Below are 18,316 nucleotides of genomic sequence, written 5' to 3'. Positions count from 1 at the left end.
TACCGTTGATGACTCGGATGAATGGAAACACGCCGTACGGAGGCGCACCCGGAGTAGTCGACGCCGGAAAGCCGTCGACCGACGTCGAACTCACACAGGACCAACGTCAGGCCCTCCAGCGTGCCGTGTCGGGAATCGTCTCCCGAACCCGGTCGTATCTGCCCGACAGCTACACCGTCGGTTCGGAGCTGTCCTACGGTTCGAATGGGCCGACGGCGACCGTCGCCGTCCGTCCGCCGGCCGGCCACCCCGTGAGCGCGGGGTTCACGCCCGACCTCGACGACCTCGAATCGGGGCTTGAGGCCGACGAACGCGACGAAGTCGCGCGGGGACTGGCGGCGAGCGCCGCCCTCCAAGTGATGGACGCCGTCGGCGACGGCATCACGCCGACCGCTCGGTAACCGCGGCCGGCGCGGCCGCCGAAATCGCATAGAGGAAGAGCAACGCCGCGGGGAGACTGCCGATTCCGACGCCGAGCGTGACTGGTGTTCCTGTGAGTACCGATCCGATCACCCCACAGAGCAACGGCAACGGCAACAGGAGCAGTACCAGGTCGTCCCGAGTGGGGGCCGTCGGTAGGACAGTACTGTCGCTGGGGGTCGTTTGCACGCTCATCGTACTCACCTCGGTGGATATTCTCGATTATTGGACTAAAACGTTTTCCCGAGCGTACGTGGCTCGTCCACCGAACCCCAAGGAAACGTCTCTGAATAATATGGGTCTGTTACCGGAAGATGGATACCGGGACTTACTTCCCCCAGAACGGATCCCGCCGCCGGTGCTTATCGAGGAACCCCTTGAGGGCTTCGAGTTCGTCGGTCGGAATCTCGTCGTGGAGCTCCTGTTCCAGAATCTTGGCGTGTTTCTCGGGCAGGTCGACCCAGAGTTCATCGCCTTCCTCGATCTGTCGGCCGACGGTCGGCCCATCGATGGCGACACTGACGCGTTCGCCCGCTCTCGCCTCGTCCACGTCGTCGCCCTGTTTCTGGATGCCGCTGAGTTGGCCGACGCGCGTGAACTCGTTGCCGTCGAAGTAGCCGACGTGGCTGTTGTTCTGGAGCGTCCCCGAGAGTATCTCGACGCCGACGACGGCGGGGTCGGACTGGCGGAAGACGTGGTCGTCGAGGATATGGAAGCGCGCGGGACGGACGATTTTGTCGAGAACCGTCTCCTGCTGGGCGCGTTCGCGCTCCTCGACGAACGCCTCGTAATCCTCGATGAGTTTGTAGATGACGTCGTCGCTGAACAGGCGGACATCGCTCTCCTCCAGTTCCCGCTCGGCGTTCGGGAGGACGTCGACGTTGAAGCCGAGGATGACCTTGTGGTCGTCCTCGGCGGCGGTGCTCGCGACGGCCACGTCACGCGGGGCGACGTCCCCGACTTCGGCGCGGAGAATCGGCACTTCGGCCTCGACGAGGGCGTTCGCCATCGCCTCCAGACTACCCAGGGTGTCGGCTTTCACGACGACGCCCTGCTCTTCGGTTTCGACCTGGATCTCCGCGAGTTCGGACTCCACCTCGGCGATGACGTCCTCGCGGGGGCGGTCGCGAACGACGCGGACGGGCGCCCCGGCCATCGCGTCGGCGAGGTCGGGCGCGGCGATTTTCACCCCGGCCGCGGCGGCGACCGACTCCACCCGCTCGAACTGCTTTTCGGTGCGGATCTCGGCGAGCGGTTTCGGCTGGAGTAGCGCGCGCACCTCGGTGACGATGGGTTCTTGCATCCCGCCGACGACGATTTCGTCGCCCTCGCGGACGGTCCCGTCGTACATCACTACGTCGAGGGTGGTGCCGAACCCCTTCTCGTCCTTGACTTCGAGGACCGTCCCCGCGCCCGGTCCCTCCACGTCGATGGCCATCTGGTCTTTCATGTACCGCTGGGAGAGGCCCATCAACACGGTCAGCAGGTCGGGGACGCCCTCACCAGTCATCGCGGAGACGGGGACGACGCCGACGTTCTCCTGGAAGTCCTGGACGCGCCAGTAGAGGTCGGCCGAGAAGCCGCCGTCGGAGAGTTGGCCGATGATTTCGTAGAGGTTCTCGTCGAGGCGGGAGCGCGCGCGGTCGCTCTGGGCGTCGTAGGTCGACTGGATGGGTTCGCCCTCCTGGGGGTTCCAGCCGGGTGTCGTGTCGATCTTGTTCGCCGCGACGACGAAGGGGGTCCCCGTCCGACGGAGGATGTCGAGGGCCTCGTCGGTCTGGGGCTGGAAGCCGTCGTTCACGTCGACGACGAGGATGGCGATGTCCGCGAGCGCACCGCCGCGCGAGCGCAGCGTCGAGAACGAGTGGTGACCGGGGGTGTCGATGAAGAGCAGGCCGGGCAGGTCGAAGTCGTCGGGATCGACGAGACTTCCGGCGATGCCGGAGATGGTGTCGAGCGGGACTGCCGTGGCGCCGATGTGCTGGGTGATGGCGCCGGCCTCCCCCTCGCTGACCGCCGACCCGCGGATCTTATCGAGCAAGCTAGTCTTCCCGTGGTCGACGTGCCCGAGCACGGCGACGATGGGGGTGCGAAGCGCCTCAGACCGATCGCGTGTATCCGAATCTGACATGATATCCCCCGGCAGAAGTTTTCGTATCCTCGAACAGCCGTGGACCGAAGTTAAGTCTTTCAACATACCGTCGCTCGCCACGGCCGACCCCGTGGCGTTTAAGGGCATGCCCGCGAATATCGTTCGTATGGTCGACGTACTCGCCGAAAACCTCTCCGGCAAGTCCGTGATGGGATCGGACGGAACCGAGCTCGGAATGCTGTACAACATCACGATGAACGTGAAATCGGGATCGCTGAATGACCTGCTCGTCTCGCCGAACGAGGAGTTCTCCGCCAGCGACTCCCAGTTCCAGCAGGACGATCAGGGGCAGCTTCACGTCCCCGTGTCACGCGTGCAGGCAGTGAAAGACTACATCGTTATCGACCGGTAGATGCACGTTCTCGACTCTTCTGCGTTCATTCACGAGTATCACACCTCCTCGCAGATGGCCTCGATCCCCTCGGTCAAGGAGGAACTCGAAGACGAGAGCGAGTATCGCTTCGACGCGATGGAGGGCGCGGGGATGCATATCCACATCCCGGCGGACAACACCATCGAGACCATTGAGCGCGCCGCGATCGAGACGGGCGACAGCGAGGAACTCTCCGGGACCGACGTGCGCCTGGTCGCCGCCGCGTTTGAACTCGACGGCACGCTCGTCACCGACGACTACGCGATGCAGAACGTCGCGGAGCATCTCGGCGTCGTCGTCGAAGTGATCGCCCGCGAGGGCATCGCCGAACAGCGAGACTGGCGGTTCCAGTGCCAGGGCTGTGGGCGCGAGTTCGACGAACATCGCGACCGCTGTCCCATCTGCGGCAGCGACCTCTCGCGGAAGAACCCCGCCTAGAGCGCCAGAGCGGCCACCGTCCGCTCCGCCGTCGCCGTGTCGCCCCCGTCGGGAACGACGATGGGGTGATCGACGACCGCCAGCGGCGCGATTGCTTCGAACCGCCCAGTGTCGTGCCGGCTCCCCCGTGTCGCCGAGTGCGTCGACCATTGCCACCGTGTCGATCGTGCGGGCGTCGGCGATGTCACCACACGGTATCAGAACTCTCGTGCTCGCGGCTGCTCGGTGGCTGTGTGCGAAAGAGTTAACTCGCGACCGTGGTAATAGTTACCGCATGTCTATCACGCCCCGCTCCGGATCGACCCCGTTCGGGCGGCTTCGCACCCACTACGAGGAGTCCCGCGCCGTCTGTCCGGCGTGTGGCTACGAGGACGAGGGTGGCGAGTGGCGGGTGTCCACTACCGGACGGCGCGTCGAGTACCGCCACCGGTGTCCGAGCTGTGACGCGGTCGACCGTCGCGAACTGCGGCTCTAGGTGACGAAGAAGATCAGCACGCTCACCGCCATCGCGACCAGGATGAGGACCGCGGCGAGCGCACCGCCCATCGAGACGACGGCGTTGGCGTGACTGGCGAGCGTCTCCGTGCGATCGTTGCCGAACACCGTCACCGTCGTGCGTTCGGTTGCCATCCCCGCCGACACCGGTTCGCGGTCGTCGACGGCCTCGTCGACGAGACGTTCGATGACTGCGAGGAAGTCGTCGTGATCGATGGCTGCGCCCACCTGGTTGTCCGCCTCGACGGTGTTGACGATGTGGGTGTCGGTGGTCATCACCTCGGCGACGTCGATGTCGCTGTCGGTGGTTACGGCGTCGACGATCCGTCCTCGGAGCCCCGGCACCATGTTGTTGCCGTCGACGAGGATGTACGCTGTCCGCTGGTCTGCCACGTCGACGACGGCGACGCGGACGCCGAGCGGGCCGATGCCGTCGAGCGCGTCCCACTTCGTCCGGTCCCAGGCGACGCCCAGCTGGATGTCCCCCTGCGGGGCCTCGGCCAGTCGCCGTCCGGTCTCCCGCCCGGCGGTGATCATGTCGAACGCGCGCTGACTGCCGGGCGTGACGTGGCCGAGATCTTCGCCCTGCAGGCCGTTGTTGGAGTTGTGGGCGTCGACGAGGAGGACATCGTCGAGGCCGGTCGTCCGCGCTTCGGTAGCCACCGAGAGACCGACGCCGTACTCCACGTCGTCGGCGAAGCCGGGGGCGTAGGTGGCGACGAGGAGGGCGTTGCCGCCGAACGCCTGTCCGAGCATCGTCGCTTCACCGGACTGCGTGCGGGCGCTCCGGGTCGCTTCGTCGGTGTACGTCAGTCGCTTCTGTGCCGCGTCGATGGCGTCGAGGATGGCATCGACCTCGCGCTCGGTGACGAGATTGAAGTCGTGACCCGCCGTGGCGTGGGGCGGGAAGACGAGGCCATCGGTGTGTTCGGCGACCCGGACGGGGAAGTTGCCGCCGCCGATTTCGCCCATCGGCCCGGGGTGGATCATCGGCAGGACGAACCGCGCTTTCTGCGTGCCGTCCGGTCGACGGAAGGCGAGCACGGTCACGGGAACGATGGCCTCCTCGCCGAGTTTCTCGAAGAAGTCCTCGAGTTCCCGCGAGCCCTCGGCGACGTGGCCGACGAATCCGCGGATGAAATCGAGGACGGAGACCCCGAGGCTGCGCTGCCAGGGCCGGTCGATCACGCGGATGAACACGTAGACGCCGCCGGCGTAGACGACACACATGATCGCGAGCAACTGGAAGTGGCTGGCGTCGATGACCCAGAGTTCCGGCGGGGCCTCGGAGGCGCGCGAGAGATACGGCGTCAGATAGGCGTCGACGAGGGGGCCGCCGAGTTCCAGGAACCGGACGGTGCCGCTGTAGACGAACAGAAACACCGCCGAGACGACCGTCTGGAGACTGGCCGGCACGGCGGCGATCAGGAGTGACGACTGCGACACCGCCATGACCACGAGCAGTCGGAAGGCGAAGATGGACGCGAGCGCGATGATCAGCGCGTCGTAGACGAACGTCTGTCCCAGCGGAGTGAGCAGGGAGACGATGCCCGCGGCGGTGACGATGGCGACGATGATGAGTTCACAGAGCAGCGCCAGCAGCGACGACCGGTTGGGCGTGAGTTTCCCGCCGACGAAACGATCGACGCCGGTGGTTCCGATGGAGGCGATGACCGTCGGCAGGCCGATGAAGAAGATGCCCTGCCAGGCGTCACGGCCCAAGATGAGGAGGTTGCGCCAGGTGGGCGACGTGGTGCCGGAGTCGAAGGCCGCGATGCCCGCCATCGCCGCGATGACGAGCGCGAAGCCGAGGCTGGCGTACCAGCTCGGGGCGGTGAAGATGTACCGTGAGAGCCCCGCGAGATCGGACTGGGTCGCCGTCATTCGCTCACCTCGACACAGCGCGGTGTGGTAAAGCCATCCGTTTCACCGACAGCAGTCGATGAAGTTCTCGAACAGTTCGTCGCCTTCCGCCGTATGGGCGACTTCGGGGTGCCACTGGACGCCGTACAGCGCTCGATCGGTGTCGCTCATCGCTTCGATGTCACAGACATCGCTCGTCGCCGTTCGCGCAAAGTCCGTGGGGAGCGTCGTCACCTCGTCGGCGTGACTCGCCCACACGCGGGTCTCGGGGGCGAGCGAGCCGACGACCGGATCGTCGGCGTCCGTGATCGCCACGTCAACGTCGGCGTAGCCGCCGTAGTCGCCGGGGCTCACTGCGCCGTCCAGTTCGGTCGCCATGATCTGCATGCCGAGACAGATGCCGAGCACCGGCACGTCCATGTCGAGATACTCGGCGCAGCGGCCGATGCGGTCCATGTCGGGGCCGCCGGAGAGGACGAGGCCATCCACGTCGAGGTCGGCCGGCGGCGTGGTGTTGTCGACGATTTCGGTGTCCACGCCCGCGTCTCGGAGCGCCCGGCGCTCCAGATGCGTGAACTGGCCGTGGTTGTCGACGACGACGATGCGGGTCATTACGCCGTCGTAGTCCGGTAGCGCCTAAAAGCGAATCGGAAGCGTCTCGGACGGAGTATCGTCGGTCAGTCCCGGCGGTTCGCCGGGAAGGTCAGGCGAATCACCGGCAAACAGTTACAATACTCCGTATCACTCCGCGCGCCCGTCGCGCTCCGCGGCCGTCTGAAACCCCAACTCCGCCTGTTCCTTGCTCCGGCGCGCCTCGCGGGCTTCCAATGCCGCCGTGTCGGGCGTCGCGTCGTCGTCGATTCGGGCCCGGCCGGCGTGGACTTTCGCGTGACACCACCGACACAGCGCGACCGTTATCTCGTGGGTCGTCTCCCCGTCCGTCGTCTCCGCGGATCCATACGACAGGTGATGCTCCTCCAGCAGCGGCCGGGTGTCGTCGTGGGCCATCCGCACCTCTTCGAGGCCGCACCGGCGACATTCACGACCGTCGGTCGTCGAGCGATACTGTGGGCAGTCGCGCCAGTCGCCGTCGGCGGCGACGCAGTCGTAGTCCTCGGCGCGGCGTTCGGCCGCGAACGCGGGGTCGTCGCCGTCGCGCTCCAGGGCGTATCGACACCGGCCGTCGGACGTGAGATGGTCACACCGGCCGGCGTGGGCGTAGGGGTCGTCCACGCCGACTGGGGTGCCCGTTGGCGTCCGCTCCATGCCTGCCGGTGGGGCGTCCTCCGTGATGAACCCGACGGCTACCCCTCGTAGCCCGCGTACTCCATCAACTGCGCGAAGATGTCCGAATCCATCACCGACTCGTAGACGATGCCGCCGACCATCCCGCCGGGGTAGGAGTTCCCGTTCATCGCGTGGCTCACCTTGTGGCAGTGCATGAGGTAGATGCCGGGGTCGGCGTCGGCCTCGAACTCGATCGTCTTGCGCTCGGCGGGCGCCAGGTCGAGGATGTCCTCCTCGTACTGCGCCACGTCCGGAATCCGCGAGCCGTCCTTCTCGACCACCCGGAAGCGATGGTTGTGCGTGTGGATGGGGTGGTTCATGTAGCCGTTGTTGGCGAAGTGAATGCGAACGGTGTCGCCCTGTGAGACGAGCACCGGCGACCCGTCTTCGGGGTGGAGCGTGCGGGGTGCCGCCCGGCCGTTGATGGTGAAGACATCGGGCTGGCGGTTCCGCGGACTGTAGCTCACGTCCTCGCCCGCCATCTGCCGGTTGAGCCGGGAGTCCCAGTCTTTCACCGTCATGAACAGCTCCTGATCCGCGGGCTTGTACCCTTCGGGGTCGACACGGAAGATGCCGTACATCCCCATGTCGATGTGCCGGTGGGTCTGGTAGTGGCAGTGGTAGAGGTGGGTCCCCGGGACGTTCGCGGGGATTTCGTAGGTGTGTTCCTCGCCGGGCATCACCGTGATGCCCGTCGTGGTCGGCACGCCGTCGTTCTCCCACGTCTTGCGAACGCCGTGGAAGTGGACGGTGTGGGGCATGTCGGCGTTCGTGTTGTCGAGGGTCACCTCGATGTCCTCGCCCTCCGTCGTGCGGATGATGGGGCCGGGGACGCTCGGCTGGCGGTCGTCGGCCTGCCACGCCCAGACCCGCGGCAGTTCGACGGGGCCGCCCATCGACTCGCCCGGGTGGACCGGAAGCGAGGAGGTGACTGCCCGGAGCGTCACCTGATTCCCCTGCTCGGGAACGTCGACGATCTGTGGCTTCCCCGACAGCGGGAGACTGCTGGCGGTCTGCTGGGCCGCCGTCGCCGCCATCTGGGAATCCTCCTGTGCTCTCGGAGCGACACAGCCAGCGAGTCCGACCGTGCCCGCCGCGCCAGTCGCCTTCACGAACTGCCGACGTGAGAGCGTCGTTCCGGGGGCACCAATTTGGTCTGTCATGGTACCTTATCGTAGGGGGCAGGGGTAGAAGCGTGCCTCGGGGGTTCTCATCCGGTGAAAACGGTTCTCACCCCGCGAGAATCACCTCACCGTCGGTCGCGTTCGTCGATGTCTCGGCGCGCGGTTCGTTCGGCTTCCTCCCGGTCCATCACCGTCCGATCCTCGTGTTCGGCCCGCACCAGCCAGTAGAGGACGAGCGGTGCCGCGAGGCCGACGAGGAGCACGAGGACGAGCAGGCCGCCGGCCCCGGGCATTCACCCGAGGAAGACGTCGACGATGTCGCTCCCCGCCGATCCGGTGTCCCGGTAGAGTTCCGAGTAGCCGCAGTTGGTACACGACACCACCTGGAAGGAGTTGGTCTGGATGTCGAACATCTTGCTGAGACCGCCACCGGTCGTGGAGATCTTCCCGACATCGGTCTCGGTGTGGCCGCATTTCGGACAGCCGCGGTCATCGGAGTCCATACGCGCCGATGATCGTGAACGAAGAAAACTATCCCGAAGACTGAAACGAGCGCTTGTGAGAGCCGATCACACGGTCCGGGTCGTTGGCTCCGTCGTCACGAGTACTGGTCGTAGATGGTCTCCGCTTCGGCGGCGTGACTCGAGGCCAGGTTCAGGAGGTCGTCGATGACGTCCTCGAAGGATCCTGCCCGCTCCGGGAGGTCACTAGACCGTTCGTCGAGACGGTCCTCCACGTCGCTCAACACTTCGTAGGCGCGGTCGGCCGTATCGGCCGCTTCGTCGGTGCGGTTGTCGTCGATGTCGTCGCGCGCATCGACGATCATCGAGAGACCGTTTCGAAGGTCGGTGGCGTCGTCACCGACCGCGGAGAGGATGTCCGCCTCGTCGGTCAGTTGCGCCACCTTCCCGTCATACTCGTCCTCGCTGATCGCGTCCGTCACCGACGCGCTCGCGATGTCCATCTCCTCTTGGAGAGTTTCCGTCGGTTCCGACACCTCCTCGGCGGCGGTTTCGACCCGGTCGATGTCGTCTTCGGCGTCCTGCAGGTCGTTGTCGTCCATGTGGGTGTGCGCCTCGGTGAGGGCGTCGTGTCCATCGATGAGCCACGACTGGGCGTCGGTCGCCAACGTGAGGAACCGCTGCATCGTATCGAGCGACTGGACGGTCGTTCGTTGCTCCTCCGTCGACGCGGCGGCGTCGGCGTCGGCGAGTGCCCGTTGTACCCGGTCTAGCCGCAAGAGCACGTCACGCGCCCGGAACGTCTGGGTTTCGGCCGTTATCGACAGGAGGTCGTCGGTGACGCCGCCCGTGAAGATGTAGACGGCCTCGGTGAGTCGGTCCTGTGCGGTGTCGATGTGCTGGGCCGCCTCGGGCGATGCCGCGGGTTCGGGCGTCGCCGTCGGCTCTGGCGTTTCGGTCGGGGTCGCTGTCGCCGTGGCGGTCGGTTGGCTCCGCTGGCCACCGAAACAGCCGGCCACGAGAGGGGTCAGGGCGGCGAGGTACGTCCGTCGATACATACCCGTTGTAGATATGTTACTCCAGTAAAGCGTATCGATATTGTCAGACGCACGTGAGACGAAACCCCGGCGGTATAGGTCGTCTCCGCTGCCCCCGTGCGACGTGCGTCAGACACGTATCAAATTCTGATGAAAACATATAGGTCGGCGTCGCCGCACACGTCTTGATATGCCCCTCCGGAATCCGCGCACGGTGGCCGCGCTCGTGGCCACGTTGCTCGTCGCCAACGCCGTGTGGAACCTCCTTCTCAACACGCTTCTCGTCCGGTCCGGACTCGCGGCCGCCGTCCGAGTCACCTACGATGTGGCCCTTCCGCTCTCGGGGCCACAGGCCGTCGCCGGCCTTGCGCTTTCGACAGTCGCCACCATCGCGCTGTTCACCGCGCTTGCCCGCACGTTCTCGTCCGACGCCTTCGGCGGCGCGGCGCCGTCGCTCGACACCGCTCTCGTCTACGGTCGGGCCCTCGTCGTCGCCGTCGGCGGGACTGTCGCCGTCGCACTCGGCCTCGTCGCCCTCGTCGTCCCGGGTCTGGTCGTCGCCCTCCACCTGCCGCTGGTGTTCGTTTCCGTCGCCGTCGACGGCGACTCGGTCGGACAGGCCGTCGACGGCGTCTGGGAACGGATGCGCGGTCACCGTGCCCGCGTCACGGCCGTCGGCCTCGCCGTCGTGGCGATCCCCCTTGCCCTCGCCGTCATCGCCACGCTGACGACCCTGCTCACGCCGGTGGCCGAACTCGCCGTCGGCGTCGTCATCACGACGCTCGCGGCCACCGTCGGCCTCGCCGTGTTCACCGCCATCGCTGAATCGCTCGGCGGTACCAGCGCCGGGTCGTCGCGGACGGGGCGTCTCGCGTCCGGCACGTCACGCCAGCTCTGACGGCCGGATGTCCCGAGTCGTCCACCGGCATGACGGCGACCAACGCACGCTGGCGACCGACGTGTCCGTTGCAGATTCTTTACTCTCGCGGGCACGCGGCCTCATGTTCCGCCGCTCGTTCCCCGCGGGATCGGCGCTCGTCTTCCGCTTCGACGGCGGTGCCCCGCGGGCGCTCCACATGGTCGGCGTCCCCTTCGACATCGACGCGATCTGGCTTCGCGGCGGCCGCGTCGAGCGGGTCGCCCGCCTGTCGGCGTGGACCGGTCTCGGGCGCGCGCCGGCCGACACCGTGATCGAACTCCCCGCCGGCGCCGCCGCCGCGGTTTCCGAAGGCGACGTCGTGCGGATCGAGTGAACGGGACCGATATTTATGTCGCCCCGGGTCGCGGGGAGAGATATGGAGATCAGTTCGACCGACGACCCCGCGACCGTCGAGGCCGTGCCGGACGTCCACCTCTCGCAGCTGGTCGCAGGGGACCGGATCAGCGTCCAGGGGTATACGATCGACGCGGGCGCGACGGTGCCCGAACACAGTCATTCACACGAACAGGCCGGCTTCGCCACTCGCGGCGAAGCGGTGTTTCTGATCGGTGGCGAGGAGCGCGTCGTGTCGGCGGGCGATGCCTACGTCATCCCGGGCGAGGAACCCCACGCCGTGGAAAATCGCGGCGACGAACCCTTCGAGGGGGTCGACGTGTTCAGCCCGCCACGGACCGATCCGGACTGGCAGGACTGAGACGGGGTATAAGCCATGCCTGGTGGGACGCCGGACCGTCTTGGCGACCCACTGGAACACAGTACAATACTCCGTATGAGCGGCGCCTATCCCTCGCGCCGGAGTCGCGTCACGACGAACGCCTCGTCGAGTTCGCCGAGGAACTCCCCGAGCCGCGGGCCTTCGGTGTCGTCGAAAAAGAGCCGGTAGCCCGCGGCGAAGAAGTCGCCGATGTCGATGTCGTGCTCGCGAGCGGTCTCGTAGATCTGTCCCTGAATCTCCTCGCCGCCGTGACCCTCGGCGACGAACGCCGCGAGGTCGTCGAGCGCCGCGGCGACGTCGTCGTCGAAGTCGACATCTGGGAGGTCGGCCTGCAGGCGGTAGTTGTAGGCGTTGTCCATGCGCTCGGCCCACGTTCGCGCGCGTTCGACGCGTTTCAGCGCCTCTTCGACCGCCCATTCGGGCGTGTCGTCGTCGAAAAAGCCCTGGTTGCGCGCCATCCGGATCCGGAGGTCGCGGTCGTCCGTCATCCCCAGCACTGCGGCGAAGGTGTAGGGCAGGCGGACGCGCTCCGCGCGCACCTCGTCGACGACGAACGGGTACGCGCGGTCGGCGAGGGGCTTCAGGTCGGGGTCGGACTCCTCGCCAAAATACACCCGCTCGAAGCGGTCGAACTCGTCGACCAGGAGGTCGATGCGCTCCGTGTCGAAGTCCTTCGCGCGCTTGGGGTTGCGCACGAAGAAGTAGCGCAACACCTCGGGTTCGAGCAGGTCGAGCACCTCGTCGACGGTGATGACGTTGCCGGCCGACGAGGAGAGGGGTTCGCCGTCGAGGGTGAACCACTCGTACACCATCGGCACCGGGGGCTGGATGTCGAGCACCCGCTCGGCGATTTCCTTCCCGCTCGGCCACGACCCCTCGGCGTGGTCCTTGCCGAACGGTTCGAAGTCGACGCCGAGCACTTTCCACTGGGCCGGCCATTCGAACCGCCAGGGGAGTTTGCCCTCGCGGAGCGTCGCCGTCCCCTCGTGTCCGCAGCCTTCGATATGCTCGCCGCCGGCGTCGAGGCCGGAACACCGGTAGTCGACGGTGCCGGCGTCGAGGTCGATATCACGCACGTCCTGCGTGAGACGGCCACACGCCGAACACTGGGGCATGAAGGGGACGTAGTCGTCGCCGACGCCGTCCTGGTAGTCGGATAGTACGTTGCGTGCGAGCGTCGTCTTCGCCAGCACCTCGCGCGTCACGGCCTCGAACTCGCCCGATTCGTAGAGGTCGGTGTTCGACACCAGTTCGATGGGGACGCCGACGGCCTCGGCGCTTCGCTCGAGCAGATTCGTGAAGTGAGCGCCGTAGGAGTCGGCCTCGCCGAAGGGGTCCGGGATATCCGTGTAGGGCGTCCCGAGGTTGCGTCCCAGCGCACCGGCGTCCACCTCGCCCAGGCCGACGAGGTTCCAGTCGTCGTCGGCGAGCGTCTGTGGCACGCCCCGCAGGGCGTCCCGGTCGTCGCTCGTGAACACCTGGCGAACCTCGTGGCCGCGGTCACGCAGGACGGCGGCGACGAAGTAGCCACGCATGATCTCGTTGAAGTGGCCGAGATGCGGGACGCCGGAGGGCGAGACTCCACCCTTGATGACGATCGGGTCGTCGGGGTCGCGCGCCTCGATCTCGTCCGCGATGTCGTCCGCCCAGAAGGCGTTGTGCGTGTCGTCGCTCATCGGTCCCAGCGCTCGGGGTCGCCGTCCGCACCGAGGGGAACGATGTCGGTGCCGGTGTGATCGCCGTGCAGGACGGCCTCCGCGATCCGGTCGGGGTCGGTCCCGTCGAGGACGATCGTCCGCATCCCCGATCGCTCGATGAGTTTCGCCGCCAGCAGGTCGACGGGGGCAGAGGCGCCGGCGCCGCGGCTCATGGGTGCGACGAGATCCACCAGTTCCGTGCCCGTGAGCCGATCGTACTGCTCGGCGGTGGGGTCCCCGTCGGGGTCGGCGCTGAACACGCCGTCGACGCTCGTGGCGTAGACGAGGAGGTCCGCGTCGACGTATTCGGCGAGCGCAGCGGCGACGGCGTCGGTCGTCTGGCCGGGCATCGCCCCGCCCATCACGGGCACGTCGCCGCGGCGCAACGCCTCGCCTGCACCCTCGTAGTCGTGGGGTGGCGACGGTGCGGCCAGGCCGTCCAGGGCCGCGATGAGCAGACGCGCGTTGATGCGCGTCACGTCGATTCCGATGTGGTCCAACTGGACTTCGTTGGCGCCGAGGTCCCGCGCGATCCCGATGTAGTCGCGGGCGACGCCGCCCCCGCCGACCACCGCGCCAACCTCACACCCCTCGCCGACGATGCGTTCGACCGCCGCGGCGTGGCCATCGACGCGGCCAGCGTCGAGGTCCGGCGCGAGGACGCTCCCGCCGATAGAGATAACAACTCGCATTGGCGTCGGATAGCCGCGATGCCGGCTTAAGGGTTGTCAAGCGGGCGACCGTGCGTGACTCGCCCGCGTGGCTCTCGCTCCCATTCGCCCCATCGAGTCACAGTTAAGGGTCCGCGCCCGCGTTCTCGGTGTATGAAGACGCTCAATCTCGCCGGTCCCGGCGCCGTCGACCTCGCCGACCGACTCGTGCCCGCGCTCGACGGCCGGGTCGCCACTGTCGAGTCCCTCCCGGAGACCGCCACCCGCGACACCGATGCGGGCGCGGCCTACGGTCTCTCGACGGATGGCTCCTGGATCGGCGCCGGCGACGGCCAGTCGCTCGACGACCTGCTTGACTCCCTGGCTCCCTCGTACGACTACGCCCTCACCATCGGCTTCGACGACGCTCGCCTCCCGACGGTCACACTCGGCGGTGTCGACCCCGTCGGGACGGTCGTCTACGCTGCCGACGACGCGGAGACCGCCGACACCGACGCCATCCTCGATGCCTTCGCCGATGTCGAGCCGCTGGTCACGCTCGAATCGCTCGTCCAACGGGCGAAGGCGTCATCGCTGGCGGAACGCTCCGGCGCCATCGCCACCTTCACCGGGCGCGTCAGGGAGAAGGAATCCCCCAACGACGAGCCGACGACCCACTTGGAGTTCGAGAAGTACGAGGACGTCGCCGCTGACCGCATGCGAGCGATCCGCTCCGAACTCGAGGACCGCGACGGCGTCTTCGAGGTGCTCATGCACCACCGCACCGGCGTCATCACCAGCGGCGAGGACATCGTGTTCGTCGTCGTCCTCGCCGGTCACCGCGAGGAGGCCTTCCGCACCGTCGAGGACGGCATCAACCGCCTCAAAGACGAGGTGCCGATATTCAAAAAGGAGTCGACGAGCGACGAGGAGTTCTGGATTCACGAACAGTCCTGAACCGGGTTCGGCGGATAAAACCGAGTCAATAGCCTCTATTTTCATCTCCAATTTCTATCCTGAATAAATATCTAATAGTGCCCTATAAAATGTCTAAAGGATTCGTGAACTGTTCTGAAGGACTACCAAAACGAAGCGAATCGGTAAAACTGCCCGAACTGCTCCGAACGTTCCCCCCTTTATAACATCGTCCGGGGCATACGGTTGGGTGAGGAGAACTCAAATGAGCGCAACCGCTGACCCCTCCACTGATGCGGACGACAGTTCGTCGAAAGAGGAGCAGCTCAAGCAGTACCTGCTCTCGAAGGCGCAGGACGGCGAACTCTACTTCAAAAGCAAGTTCATCGCGGACGAAGTCGGTCTCTCCCCCAAGGAGATCGGCGCCCTGATGGTCAAGCTCCGCGATTCGGCTTCCGACCTCACCATCGAGAAATGGTCGTACACGAGCGCGACCACGTGGCGGATCGAACCCGCGTAACCCCGGTCGACTACTGGTCCCCGCGCGCTACGTAGACCGGCTTCCTCACGTTCCCCCGGTTCGCTGTCACGGAGTTTATAACCGCCGAGCGGCGTACGTACTGCTAATGGACGGAGTCGACGGTCCGCCGTCTGACGCCCTCGAAGCGGTGTTTTACGTCCGCGATACGGTCCGTGACGGGGACCGGCTGCGGTACTACGGCGAGCCACTGGTTCCCCGGAGCTCGTTGCTCGACGAACTCCGGGAGCCGTTCCACCGTGCGGGCTACCGTCTCGACCTGGAACAGGGCCGCGAGCCGTACGAAACGGTCGTCGTCGCGACGCCGGCCGACGGCCGCATCGACGGCATCCCGTGGACGAACATCGCCCTGTTCGTGGCGACGGTCGTCTCGACGCTGCTAGTTGGCTCCGTCGCGTGGTATTACACCCCGCCGTCGGAACTCGCGCAGACCCCGCTGCTCGCGCTCCGGGCGTGGCCCTTCACCGCGGCCATCCTCGGCGTGCTGACGACCCACGAGCTCGGCCACTACGTCGCCGGCCGATACCACGGCGTCGACGTCTCCCTGCCCTATCTCATCCCGTTTATCGTCCCCTTCGGCACGCTCGGGGCGATCATCCGCATGCGCGGTCGGATGCCCGACCGCAAGACGCTGTTCGACATCGGCGTCGCCGGCCCGCTGAGCGGGCTCGTCGCCACCGTCGTCGTGACGGCCATCGGCCTCTCGCTCGATCCGATGACGCTGCCCGCCCGCGTCGTCGAGTCGTCGGGGCAGGTCATCGTCTTCAACAACCCGCCGCTACTCGATCTCGTCGCGACGGCGCTCGGGCAGCCCACGAGCTACGCCGACCCGACGAAGACCGTCCACCCCGTCATCATCGGTGGCTGGGTCGGGATGTTCTTCACCGTGCTTAACCTGCTCCCCGTCGGCCAACTCGACGGCGGGCACATGGTTCGCGCGATGCTCGGCCACCGGCAGGAGACGCTGGCGTCGCTGGTGCCGCTCGCGCTCTTCGGCCTCGCGGGGTATCTCCACTACGTGCGGAACCTCGGGTTCAACGAATCCGTCGGCCTCTGGGCCTTCTGGGGCGTGTTCGCCACGTTCATCGCGTACAAGGGTCCCGCGACTCCCGTCGACGAGTCGCCGCTGGGCTGGAAACGACAGGCGCTTGGCCTCGTCACGTTCGGCCTCGGCGCGCTCTGTTTCCTGCTGGTGCCGATCCAGCTGCTCGGCTAGTGGGTGTAGCCGCGGTCCGGTAGCGGATCGCCGTCGGCGACGACGCCCGCGTCCGTCACCGTGCCGATGCGGGTGATCGGGACCGAGACCGCCTCGCGTTTCTCGGCCAGCGCCGCCTCCGGCACCGTGAACACGAGTTCGAAGTCCTCGCCGAAGAAGGCCGCCAGCTCACGCCGCTCGTCGCGATCGCTCGCCACGGCGTCGACGCTCGGGTCGACCGGGAGCCGGTCCCACGCGACCTCGAATCCGCAGTCGCTCGCCGCGGCGAGCTGGTGGAGCGAGCGGGCGAGGCCGTCCGAGGAGTCCATCATGGCCGTCGCGACGCCGCGGAGTTCCTGCCCCGCCGCCACACGGGGCACGAACCGGAAGAGGTCGTTACCGCGCTCGGCGTTCCCGCGCTCGAACTCCTGGATCGCGGCGCCGCTCCGGCCGAGCGTGCCGGTCACGCAGACCGCCTCGCCGGGCGACGCGCCGGACCGATACACCGGCTCGTCGACCGCACCCACGACGCTGCCGGCGACGGTGAACTCGTCGTGGCTGTCGAGATCTCCGCCCACGTATCGAGCGTCGACCCGCTCGCAGACGTCGCTCGCGCCGTCGACGAACGCCCGAACCTCGTCAGGATCGAACGTCGGCGCGCCGTAGGCGGCGACCGCGGCCGTGGCCGTGGCCCCCATCGCCGCCACGTCGGACAGCGACGCACCGATCGTTCGCCACCCCGCGGTGTACCGCGTCGTCCCGGACGGGAAATCCGTCCGCTCGTGGAGCATGTCGGTCGTCACTACCAGTCCGTCGATAACCGCCGCATCGTCGCCCGCGCCACCGACCCGGTCGGCGAGCAGATCGAGCGCGCGCCGTTCGTCCATGCTCGGCGTTCACCGCGACGAGGAAAAACGGTGCCGATCGGTGGGTTAATGCGTCGGCTCCCCCACCGCCGGACTATGGTCCGCGGACGCCTGCGTGCGACGATCCTCGGGTTCGCCGGCGCGGCCGTCGTGTTCGCGATCCTGTTTTCGGTCGCCGGCGTCGACGAGCTCATCACGCATCTCGTCACTGCCGACCTCCGCCTCGTCACGCTCGTCTTTCTCGCCACGCTCGGCTGGCTGGCGGCGTGGGGGTTCGCGCTCCGGATCGTCCTCGGCGTCCTCGGCGTCTCGCTGTCGGTCTCGGAGGCGTTTTTCATCTTCACCGCGGCGATGTTTTCGAACAACGTCACGCCGTTCGGTCAGGCGGGCGGTGAGCCGATCACGGCCCTGCTCATCTCCCGCGTGACCGACACCGAATACGAGCGCGGACTCGCCGCCATCGCCAGCGTCGACACGCTCAACTTCGTCCCGTCGATCACCATCGCGCTCGTCGGCGTCGGCTACTTCGTCACCGAGGCCACGCTCGGGACGAGCCGCCGACTCGAACTCGCGCTCGTCGCGGTGGCCGTCCTGGCCATCGGCGTCCCCACCATCGTCTATCTCGGCTGGACCCATCGGTATCGCCTCGAAGCCCGACTCGTGGGCGTCGTGACGCCGGTAATCCGCCGGCTGGCGACGCACCTGCCTCGCATCCCCGTGCCCACCGTCGGCGGGATCGAACGCCGCATCAACGGCTTCTTTCGCGCCATCGAGCGGGTGGCGACCAACCCCCGCGGCCTCGCGCTCGCGCTCGCACTCTCCGCCGCCGGCTGGTTCTTCCAGATGCTCGGTCTCTGGCTCGCCTTTCGGGCCATCGGAACGCCGATTCCGCTGTCGGTCGCCCTCTTCGTCGTCCCCATCGGCGCCATCGCGGGCGTGACGCCGCTTCCCGGCGGCGCCGGCGGCATCGAGAGCGTCCTCGTCGTCCTGCTCGTCGCGGCCCCGCTACCCGGCGTCTCCGAGTCCATCGCCATCGCCGCCGTCGTCGTCTTCCGGGGCATGGTGTACTGGACGCCGACCATTCTCGGCGGCCTCGTCACCGGCGTCGTCAGCGTCCGCGCTCGGGGCGCGTAGTCGGTCCCGGCCGAAC

24 protein-coding genes are annotated in these 18,316 nt (G+C 67.1%); 11 read left to right on the top strand and 13 right to left on the bottom strand.

Annotated features, from left to right (window positions below; translation table 11 throughout):
* The first annotated feature begins 17 nt into the window (after positions 1-17).
* Complete coding sequence (locus tag MXB53_RS12675) at positions 18-401, top strand: DUF5811 family protein (RefSeq protein ID WP_248898116.1); 384 nt, start codon at positions 18-20, stop codon at positions 399-401.
* On the opposite strand, the gene MXB53_RS12670 is transcribed toward MXB53_RS12675, so the two are convergent.
* Both MXB53_RS12670 and infB read right to left on the bottom strand, forming a co-directional pair.
* Positions 382-615 (bottom strand): DUF8015 family protein, encoded by a 234-nt coding sequence (locus MXB53_RS12670; protein ID WP_248897906.1) that lies wholly within the window; start codon positions 613-615, stop codon positions 382-384. The genes MXB53_RS12675 and MXB53_RS12670 overlap by 20 nt on opposite strands.
* A 133-nt stretch (positions 616-748) precedes the next feature.
* Positions 749-2,551, bottom strand: coding sequence for a translation initiation factor IF-2 (infB, locus tag MXB53_RS12665; protein WP_248897905.1), 1,803 nt, complete (start codon positions 2,549-2,551; stop codon positions 749-751).
* A 127-nt stretch (positions 2,552-2,678) separates the two neighbouring features.
* On the opposite strand from infB, the gene MXB53_RS12660 reads away from it, so the two are divergent.
* The gene (locus MXB53_RS12660) at positions 2,679-2,924 is read left to right on the top strand and encodes a PRC-barrel domain-containing protein (RefSeq protein WP_248897904.1); all 246 of its coding nucleotides are present in this window, start codon (positions 2,679-2,681) and stop codon (positions 2,922-2,924) included.
* On the top strand, positions 2,925-3,383 hold the full coding sequence (locus MXB53_RS12655) for an NOB1 family endonuclease (RefSeq protein ID WP_248897903.1): 459 nt from the start codon (positions 2,925-2,927) through the stop codon (positions 3,381-3,383).
* Here MXB53_RS12655 and MXB53_RS12650 read toward each other — a convergent pair.
* Positions 3,380-3,574, bottom strand: coding sequence for a hypothetical protein (locus MXB53_RS12650; RefSeq protein WP_248897902.1), 195 nt, complete (start codon positions 3,572-3,574; stop codon positions 3,380-3,382). The genes MXB53_RS12655 and MXB53_RS12650 overlap by 4 nt on opposite strands.
* An 83-nt stretch (positions 3,575-3,657) precedes the next feature.
* Here MXB53_RS12650 and MXB53_RS12645 point away from each other — a divergent pair, with 83 nt between their 5' ends.
* On the top strand, positions 3,658-3,858 hold the full coding sequence (locus MXB53_RS12645) for an HVO_0649 family zinc finger protein (protein ID WP_248897901.1): 201 nt from the start codon (positions 3,658-3,660) through the stop codon (positions 3,856-3,858).
* On the opposite strand, the gene MXB53_RS12640 is transcribed toward MXB53_RS12645, so the two are convergent.
* The 7 genes from MXB53_RS12640 to MXB53_RS12610 form a co-directional block, all read right to left on the bottom strand.
* Entirely contained in the window at positions 3,855-5,762 is a 1,908-nt protein-coding gene (locus tag MXB53_RS12640; protein WP_248897900.1) for a DUF2070 family protein, read from the bottom strand. The genes MXB53_RS12645 and MXB53_RS12640 overlap by 4 nt on opposite strands.
* Positions 5,763-5,804: 42 nt before the next feature.
* Positions 5,805-6,353 (bottom strand): GMP synthase subunit A, encoded by a 549-nt coding sequence (locus tag MXB53_RS12635; RefSeq protein ID WP_248897899.1) that lies wholly within the window; start codon positions 6,351-6,353, stop codon positions 5,805-5,807.
* Between the two features lie 129 nt (positions 6,354-6,482).
* Complete coding sequence (locus MXB53_RS12630; RefSeq protein WP_248897898.1) at positions 6,483-7,007, bottom strand: DUF7097 family protein; 525 nt, start codon at positions 7,005-7,007, stop codon at positions 6,483-6,485.
* Between the two features lie 38 nt (positions 7,008-7,045).
* Positions 7,046-8,191, bottom strand: coding sequence for a multicopper oxidase domain-containing protein (locus MXB53_RS12625; protein WP_248897897.1), 1,146 nt, complete (start codon positions 8,189-8,191; stop codon positions 7,046-7,048).
* 86 nt (positions 8,192-8,277) lie between these two features.
* A complete protein-coding gene (locus MXB53_RS12620; protein WP_248897896.1) occupies positions 8,278-8,445 on the bottom strand; it encodes a DUF8143 family protein in 168 nt (55 codons plus the stop codon).
* Positions 8,446-8,655: a zinc ribbon domain-containing protein gene (locus MXB53_RS12615; protein ID WP_248897895.1), complete on the bottom strand. Its 210-nt coding sequence runs from the start codon at positions 8,653-8,655 to the stop codon at positions 8,446-8,448.
* Between the two features lie 95 nt (positions 8,656-8,750).
* The gene (locus tag MXB53_RS12610; protein WP_248897894.1) at positions 8,751-9,671 is read right to left on the bottom strand and encodes a hypothetical protein; all 921 of its coding nucleotides are present in this window, start codon (positions 9,669-9,671) and stop codon (positions 8,751-8,753) included.
* Between the two features lie 169 nt (positions 9,672-9,840).
* Here MXB53_RS12610 and MXB53_RS12605 point away from each other — a divergent pair, with 169 nt between their 5' ends.
* The 3 genes from MXB53_RS12605 to MXB53_RS12595 are packed head-to-tail and all read left to right on the top strand — an operon-like array spanning position 9,841 to position 11,284.
* Positions 9,841-10,548, top strand: a complete 708-nt coding sequence (locus tag MXB53_RS12605) for a hypothetical protein (RefSeq protein ID WP_248897893.1) — start codon at positions 9,841-9,843, stop codon at positions 10,546-10,548.
* 7 nt (positions 10,549-10,555) lie between these two features.
* A complete protein-coding gene (locus MXB53_RS12600; RefSeq protein ID WP_248897892.1) occupies positions 10,556-10,903 on the top strand; it encodes a DUF192 domain-containing protein in 348 nt (115 codons plus the stop codon).
* 42 nt (positions 10,904-10,945) lie between these two features.
* Positions 10,946-11,284, top strand: a complete 339-nt coding sequence (locus MXB53_RS12595; protein WP_248897891.1) for a cupin domain-containing protein — start codon at positions 10,946-10,948, stop codon at positions 11,282-11,284.
* 86 nt (positions 11,285-11,370) lie between these two features.
* Here MXB53_RS12595 and lysS read toward each other — a convergent pair whose 3' ends face one another.
* The gene (gene lysS, locus MXB53_RS12590) at positions 11,371-12,981 is read right to left on the bottom strand and encodes a lysine--tRNA ligase (protein WP_248897890.1); all 1,611 of its coding nucleotides are present in this window, start codon (positions 12,979-12,981) and stop codon (positions 11,371-11,373) included.
* A complete protein-coding gene (gene pyrH / locus MXB53_RS12585; protein WP_248897889.1) occupies positions 12,978-13,694 on the bottom strand; it encodes a UMP kinase in 717 nt (238 codons plus the stop codon). The genes lysS and pyrH overlap by 4 nt, the downstream gene beginning before the upstream one ends.
* A 132-nt stretch (positions 13,695-13,826) precedes the next feature.
* Here pyrH and MXB53_RS12580 point away from each other — a divergent pair, with 132 nt between their 5' ends.
* From MXB53_RS12580 to MXB53_RS12570, 3 genes are all read left to right on the top strand, one after another.
* Positions 13,827-14,609 carry a molybdopterin synthase gene (locus tag MXB53_RS12580; RefSeq protein WP_248897888.1) on the top strand — a complete coding sequence of 261 codons (783 nt, stop codon included), beginning with the start codon at positions 13,827-13,829 and terminating at the stop codon, positions 14,607-14,609.
* Between the two features lie 223 nt (positions 14,610-14,832).
* Positions 14,833-15,087 (top strand): DUF7123 family protein, encoded by a 255-nt coding sequence (locus tag MXB53_RS12575; protein ID WP_248897887.1) that lies wholly within the window; start codon positions 14,833-14,835, stop codon positions 15,085-15,087.
* Positions 15,088-15,193: 106 nt separating this feature from the next.
* The gene (locus MXB53_RS12570; RefSeq protein ID WP_248897886.1) at positions 15,194-16,321 is read left to right on the top strand and encodes a site-2 protease family protein; all 1,128 of its coding nucleotides are present in this window, start codon (positions 15,194-15,196) and stop codon (positions 16,319-16,321) included.
* On the opposite strand, the gene thiL is transcribed toward MXB53_RS12570, so the two are convergent.
* Positions 16,318-17,187, bottom strand: a complete 870-nt coding sequence (gene thiL, locus MXB53_RS12565; protein WP_248897885.1) for a thiamine-phosphate kinase — start codon at positions 17,185-17,187, stop codon at positions 16,318-16,320. The two genes, MXB53_RS12570 and thiL, sit on opposite strands and share 4 nt — an antisense overlap.
* 75 nt (positions 17,188-17,262) lie before the next feature.
* On the opposite strand from thiL, the gene MXB53_RS12560 reads away from it, so the two are divergent.
* Positions 17,263-18,300, top strand: coding sequence for a lysylphosphatidylglycerol synthase transmembrane domain-containing protein (locus MXB53_RS12560; RefSeq protein WP_248897884.1), 1,038 nt, complete (start codon positions 17,263-17,265; stop codon positions 18,298-18,300).
* The last annotated feature ends 16 nt before the right edge of the window (positions 18,301-18,316 follow it).

The organism is Haloplanus sp. XH21, from assembly GCF_023276355.1.
In the GTDB taxonomy this organism is placed as follows: domain Archaea; phylum Halobacteriota; class Halobacteria; order Halobacteriales; family Haloferacaceae; genus Haloplanus; species Haloplanus halobius.
This window is presented reverse-complemented; position numbering and strand designations above follow the sequence as displayed.

Excerpts from the sequence above, each read along its gene's own strand:
- MXB53_RS12675 (WP_248898116.1), top strand. The coding sequence starts at position 18 with ATGAATGGAAACACGCCGTACGGAGGCGCACCCGGAGTAGTCGACGCC.
- MXB53_RS12610 (WP_248897894.1), bottom strand. The coding sequence starts at position 9,671 with ATGTATCGACGGACGTACCTCGCCGCCCTGACCCCTCTCGTGGCCGGC.
- MXB53_RS12655 (WP_248897903.1), top strand. The coding sequence starts at position 2,925 with ATGCACGTTCTCGACTCTTCTGCGTTCATTCACGAGTATCACACCTCC.
- MXB53_RS12645 (WP_248897901.1), top strand. The coding sequence starts at position 3,658 with ATGTCTATCACGCCCCGCTCCGGATCGACCCCGTTCGGGCGGCTTCGC.
- MXB53_RS12660 (WP_248897904.1), top strand. The coding sequence starts at position 2,679 with ATGGTCGACGTACTCGCCGAAAACCTCTCCGGCAAGTCCGTGATGGGA.
- MXB53_RS12580 (WP_248897888.1), top strand. The coding sequence starts at position 13,827 with ATGAAGACGCTCAATCTCGCCGGTCCCGGCGCCGTCGACCTCGCCGAC.
- MXB53_RS12630 (WP_248897898.1), bottom strand. The coding sequence starts at position 7,007 with ATGGAGCGGACGCCAACGGGCACCCCAGTCGGCGTGGACGACCCCTAC.
- MXB53_RS12605 (WP_248897893.1), top strand. The coding sequence starts at position 9,841 with ATGCCCCTCCGGAATCCGCGCACGGTGGCCGCGCTCGTGGCCACGTTG.
- pyrH (WP_248897889.1), bottom strand. The coding sequence starts at position 13,694 with ATGCGAGTTGTTATCTCTATCGGCGGGAGCGTCCTCGCGCCGGACCTC.
- MXB53_RS12615 (WP_248897895.1), bottom strand. The coding sequence starts at position 8,655 with ATGGACTCCGATGACCGCGGCTGTCCGAAATGCGGCCACACCGAGACC.
- MXB53_RS12570 (WP_248897886.1), top strand. The coding sequence starts at position 15,194 with ATGGACGGAGTCGACGGTCCGCCGTCTGACGCCCTCGAAGCGGTGTTT.
- MXB53_RS12625 (WP_248897897.1), bottom strand. The coding sequence starts at position 8,191 with ATGACAGACCAAATTGGTGCCCCCGGAACGACGCTCTCACGTCGGCAG.
- MXB53_RS12575 (WP_248897887.1), top strand. The coding sequence starts at position 14,833 with ATGAGCGCAACCGCTGACCCCTCCACTGATGCGGACGACAGTTCGTCG.
- MXB53_RS12640 (WP_248897900.1), bottom strand. The coding sequence starts at position 5,762 with ATGACGGCGACCCAGTCCGATCTCGCGGGGCTCTCACGGTACATCTTC.
- MXB53_RS12620 (WP_248897896.1), bottom strand. The coding sequence starts at position 8,445 with ATGCCCGGGGCCGGCGGCCTGCTCGTCCTCGTGCTCCTCGTCGGCCTC.
- lysS (WP_248897890.1), bottom strand. The coding sequence starts at position 12,981 with ATGAGCGACGACACGCACAACGCCTTCTGGGCGGACGACATCGCGGAC.
- MXB53_RS12595 (WP_248897891.1), top strand. The coding sequence starts at position 10,946 with ATGGAGATCAGTTCGACCGACGACCCCGCGACCGTCGAGGCCGTGCCG.
- MXB53_RS12635 (WP_248897899.1), bottom strand. The coding sequence starts at position 6,353 with ATGACCCGCATCGTCGTCGTCGACAACCACGGCCAGTTCACGCATCTG.
- thiL (WP_248897885.1), bottom strand. The coding sequence starts at position 17,187 with ATGGACGAACGGCGCGCGCTCGATCTGCTCGCCGACCGGGTCGGTGGC.
- infB (WP_248897905.1), bottom strand. The coding sequence starts at position 2,551 with ATGTCAGATTCGGATACACGCGATCGGTCTGAGGCGCTTCGCACCCCC.
- MXB53_RS12560 (WP_248897884.1), top strand. The coding sequence starts at position 17,263 with ATGGTCCGCGGACGCCTGCGTGCGACGATCCTCGGGTTCGCCGGCGCG.
- MXB53_RS12670 (WP_248897906.1), bottom strand. The coding sequence starts at position 615 with ATGAGCGTGCAAACGACCCCCAGCGACAGTACTGTCCTACCGACGGCC.
- MXB53_RS12600 (WP_248897892.1), top strand. The coding sequence starts at position 10,556 with ATGTCCCGAGTCGTCCACCGGCATGACGGCGACCAACGCACGCTGGCG.